The sequence below is a fragment of the Fastidiosibacter lacustris genome (genome assembly GCF_003428155.1).
In the GTDB taxonomy this organism is placed as follows: domain Bacteria; phylum Pseudomonadota; class Gammaproteobacteria; order Francisellales; family Francisellaceae; genus Caedibacter; species Caedibacter lacustris.
In genome coordinates this window covers 1-2105 of record NZ_QLIR01000044.1, presented here as the reverse complement: position 1 = coordinate 2105, position 2105 = coordinate 1, and the positions used below count along the sequence as shown (strand labels likewise).

3 protein-coding genes and 1 pseudogene are annotated in these 2105 nt (G+C 40.5%); all 4 read right to left on the bottom strand.

Annotation, left to right across the window (positions count from 1 at the left end; genetic code table 11):
- Nucleotides 1–113, bottom strand: a pseudogene (locus DNJ77_RS09790) (IS5/IS1182 family transposase); the annotation flags it as partial.
- 265 nt (nucleotides 114–378) lie between these two features.
- Nucleotides 379–507, bottom strand: a complete 129-nt coding sequence (locus tag DNJ77_RS10180; protein WP_275667779.1) for a hypothetical protein — start codon at nucleotides 505–507, stop codon at nucleotides 379–381.
- A 625-nt stretch (nucleotides 508–1132) separates the two neighbouring features.
- On the bottom strand, nucleotides 1133–1516 hold the full coding sequence (locus DNJ77_RS09780; RefSeq protein WP_116964868.1) for a DUF2750 domain-containing protein: 384 nt from the start codon (nucleotides 1514–1516) through the stop codon (nucleotides 1133–1135).
- Nucleotides 1517–1594: 78 nt separating this feature from the next.
- A partial coding sequence (locus DNJ77_RS09775; RefSeq protein ID WP_204723399.1) for a polymorphic toxin type 8 domain-containing protein occupies nucleotides 1595–2105 on the bottom strand: 511 nt, incomplete at its 5' end.

Here is a 2105-nt window from a genome sequence, read left to right as displayed (position 1 = left end):
TTACCATTACTAAAATCTGTGCAAATCACCTGTTGACTCACTTTGTTTACTACTATTTGGCTCTTTAAAGTATGTCTTTTCTTTTTTCCAGAGTAGAACCTTTTTTGTTTTTTTTAGGGCGTTGCACTCAAACAGTTCAAAAATCCCGATGTTTTACTTGTTTAAAAAACTGTCAGGGCGAGCTTTTTGGTTTCTTTTTTGCGGGAAAAAAGAAACTGCCAATAGCCACGGGCGGGCACATCTTAGATGTCAGATTTGAGACTTGACCTTGTCAGTTTCAAAATTGTAAAGCAAAACAAGCCTGTAACCCAGTAAATATCGGCAACAATCGTTATTCGAGTAAGCCAGAGGAACTTCCCCTCTAGCTTACTCGACCATTTAGTTACCCTCATCAACAATCGCATTGTTATTAGGACGATCTCCAAAAGGGTCATAATGGTCGCAGGCTATGCCAATAACAGGAAAGATTAACGCAGCTAATAACAACAAACTAAATACATTTCTCATTAAATTTCATCTCCCTAATGTTGTCTTTTAATCTTTTTTTTAAGGTGTCTTATGCCTGATAATTCACTAAAGGGCACAATTCTGTAAACCGATCTCATTACCCTCAATCTCAGCATACATACAATTTTAATATCAATAGTCAAAGTGATCGCCTGCTTCGTTATTGAAATGAGAGCCCATACTTGAAGGATTACCTGGACCATTCTTGATTCATAAGCTGCCGGTACTTTCCGAACAGCTCTACGACCTCGGGATCATCTTCTATGAGGCGCTCATAGAAAGAGGGATCTTTTGCCCACTCATCAAAAACCAGTGAGGATAAAAGTTTTTCCTCACCCTGGTCCACTGACAACTTCCAATACAAAGATAAGCGATCATCCGAAACATTAAAAAACTCAGCAGCAAATGGCTTAGGATACCCGTCATACTCTTCGGAACACAGGTAATACCAAAGGGCTGTTATCCCTAAAAATTACGCCGTAAACTGTATACTCCCTGCCAAGCTCAAGATCGATCTCTCCGTCGACTTGAAAATATACTTTTTTAACCGCTCCAACAGCCTTTCATCCGAAAGGCTATTTAGATTATTTACTTTACAAACAGCTTTCATAATCGCCCCATAAAATCAATACTTTTCTAATTCTTCTTTCAAGTCAGCCAAAAGCTGATCAACTGTAGGAGTTAAACCTTTATCTGAAGGAGTATAAAATATACCTGGCAATACGCCATCGTTTTTTAGGTTAGGAAGTAATTCACTCATGAAATCTTTCAACGAAAAAGACTCTGGCTCGTAACCACTCCATTCCTTCTCAGCACACAACTGCGCATACTCTTTAGCGGGCCATAAAGGAAACACTTTTTGACCATCATCAGTTGAAGCTAATGCCCAACCATTCTGATACAACCCCCAGATTTCTTCCCAATCTGCAACGACTTTCACGAAGTGCTCGTAGCGTTTCGAGCCAGTTAGAGCCATAACAGATTCTATTTGCTTTGGATTAATTTTCATATTTTTTGACCTAAAAGGAGGCAACCCTTATTGCGGCGACCTCTCGGTATTCTTTCTACCAAAATTGTCATATTTATGCTACAAACGATGTAGATCTCTATCCTGAAGATTGGAATGTTCATAACTGTAACCTTTTGCTGCTTCACGACCACGCTCATGCGCTAAATCTTTACCCGGTGGGTTGCGGATAGTTTTACGATTACCTCGTTCAATAGAGTTTTGCTCCTGCTTAATCCAGCCACGATCAGCCTTTCCTAGTTTCGGATCGTTTGCCAACTCTTTTAATCGTGCCTGCTTTCCTGACTGACCTGCACCCTTCGCAACCGTCCCACTTTCCTTAATCACCCTTGGCAATGCCACCTTTGCCATTGCCTTGCCACCTCTGACGGTGGCACTATAGGTATATTGCCAGGTTCTCTTGGTTTCACCATCGCTGCTGATAATACTATATGGCCGTTCATACCGATCATAATTAAATTGAAGTTTTAAACCCGTTACCTGGTCTGTAATTTGCTTAGGAAAGCCTGATGAGAGCCAATCAATATGTGTGCGATCAGCACCATAAGTCGTAAAAGTTGATATCGATAGG